Raw genomic sequence first — 363 nt, forward strand, 5'->3', positions numbered from 1 at the left:
GTCCTGGTCGCGCCAGGCGGCCCGTACGCCCTGGAAGGCCGGCCCGTATTCGTAGCCGAGGTCGGCGAGCCGGGCGTACAGCACGTCGGTGGCGAGGCGCTGCGCGCCGGCCGGGGGCCACTGTGTCGGCCAGTCGGTGACGGTGTCGTCCGCCGCGGTCAGGGTGCCGCGGGCGTGGCAGGTCGCCTGGGGCGAGGAGTCGCCATCCGTCTCGGGGCGGGAGTAGACCGCCACCTCGCGACGGCCCTCGCCATCGGCCGCACCGACGGTCACCTGCACGCGGACGGACACGCCGTCCCCGAGCACCAGCGGTGCTTCCAGCACCAGCTCCTCGACCACCGGACTGCCCGTCTGACGACCGGC

1 protein-coding gene is annotated in these 363 nt (G+C 75.2%); it reads right to left on the reverse strand.

The window, feature by feature from the left end:
• On the reverse strand, positions 1 to 363 hold a 363-nt coding region (locus IO30_RS41085; protein WP_037895513.1), incomplete at both ends, for a polyketide synthase dehydratase domain-containing protein.

Source organism: Streptomyces xanthophaeus, from assembly GCF_000725805.1.
Taxonomy (GTDB): Bacteria; Actinomycetota; Actinomycetes; order Streptomycetales; family Streptomycetaceae; genus Streptomyces; species Streptomyces xanthophaeus.